This window comes from Alphaproteobacteria bacterium (genome assembly GCA_030739735.1).
Lineage (GTDB): Bacteria > Pseudomonadota > Alphaproteobacteria > UBA7887 > UBA7887 > UBA7887.
In genome coordinates, this window is record JASLYQ010000040.1 from 1 (window position 1) to 1305 (window position 1305).

Annotated in this window: 1 protein-coding gene; it reads right to left on the reverse strand. The window is 59.4% G+C overall.

Features of this window, described 5'->3' with window-relative positions; translation table 11 throughout:
• Window positions 1-615: 615 nt before the first annotated feature.
• A partial coding sequence (locus tag QF629_12925) for a gamma carbonic anhydrase family protein (protein MDP6014424.1) occupies window positions 616-1305 on the reverse strand: 690 nt, incomplete at its 5' end.

Here is a 1305-nt window from a genome sequence, read left to right on the forward strand (position 1 = left end):
ATTCTGGCGGCATGATCAGCAGGCGGAATACACCTTAACTTCGCCGCCAAGCTGTCCAACAATGTGGGACCACCTCAATTTCTCGCCGAGTTAGGCGATAAAACTCATCTTACGACGTTCCTCTTTGCGAGTGATTGTGTCTCCACCCGTTCCAGGTTTTCATCGCAAGCTCGGCCAGCCTGGTGCGGTCAACTAGGTTGCCTGTTTTGGTGGTACTCAAGACCTCCGAAACTTAGAGTCTGAACAACGTCAACTACTTCAAGATCAACGCGTAATGTTGAGGCTTCAAAGGGCTTCTCAAGGGTTCGGGAAATAGTTGGTATGGCGGATCTTTTTGTGTGTCACGCAGTCAAGGCGGCGCAGCATATCAAGACGTCCCACTCTAGAGGGTCCCACACGAAATTTCTGAAGTTGCCGTTTGACGGACGCTTCGGCGGCGCCTGTGGCGTCGTCTGGATCCGCCTATGGTTTGGCGCTACTGTCGTTTGCGAGGTGTCCTACTAGAAGATCTATGTTGCGCTTGGCAGCTCGCTCCCAGGCCACACCATCAAGCATATCCTCAACGTCATGGCCATCATCGCCGTGCCACGGACGCTTCTTGCGCGAAGTCCGAACTCATGCGGCCGTCTGGCCGAGATATTTCGCGGCGTAAGCGACGTATACTTTCTTCCCGCGGGCGAAGAGGGATCTCTCATGGTCGGAGACAGGGCGGAATTCTTGTGCGGGGTGACCGGTCCAGATGTGGCCGGCCTTGACCACAGTTCCGGGCTCAACATAGGCGCGGGCACCGACGATGGCGCCGCCCTCGACCACTACGCCATCAGCTATTTCGCAGCCCATGCCGATGACACAGTCGTCGCCGATCGAGCATGCCCCCATGCGCACATTGTGGCCGATGGTGACGCCGCGCCCGACGTTGATTGAGCCGCTGCCGGGCTTGGTATGCAGGATGCTGTTGTCCTGGACACTGGTCTCCGATCCGATGGTGATTTGGCCGCCGTCGGCGCGGCAGACAGTGGCGTACCAAATGCTAGAGCCGCCGCAGACCGCGACCCGCCCTGCGACCACAGCACCAGGCGCAACAAAAGCTGTAGGATCGATGGTGGGACTGCCGCCAGCGAGCGCATAGAGTGGGCCGTCACCCCCAGGCTTGAAGGGCCCCATGTCGAGCGGCGGCAGGGCGCAGGCGTAATACTCGCCATCCTTCCGCCCGTTGATCACGGCGCCGCGCCAGGCGACGAGATCGTTCGCCTTAATATCGCCGACGGCGCGCGCGGGATTGCCGGCATAGAGCTTTCCACCGGT